Here is a 216-nt window from a genome sequence, read left to right as displayed (position 1 = left end):
TTTTCTATTTTTGGGGACATACTCAAGAGGCTGAAGAGGCGCCCCTGCTAAGGGTGTAGGTCGCGTAAGCGGCGCGAGGGTTCAAATCCCTCTGTCTCCGCCATCGGCCCGTTGGTCAAGTGGTTAAGACACCGCCCTTTCACGGCGGTAACACGGGTTCGAATCCCGTACGGGTCATACATAGGAAAACGAAGAACGCTAAGTACTGTTACATGT

Annotated in this window: 2 tRNA genes; both read left to right on the top strand. The window is 53.2% G+C overall.

The annotated features are described in order from the left end of the window. The first annotated feature begins 12 nt into the window (after positions 1-12). Positions 13-103, top strand: a tRNA-Ser gene (locus AC6CH1_RS19335). Between the two features lie 2 nt (positions 104-105). After that, positions 106-177, top strand: a tRNA-Glu gene (locus AC6CH1_RS19330). Positions 178-216 lie beyond the last annotated feature (39 nt).

Source organism: Solibacillus sp. GQ1 (genome assembly GCF_059758555.1).
The sequence above is the reverse complement of the archived record's forward strand: the minus strand, read 5'-3'. Positions and strand labels throughout refer to the sequence as shown.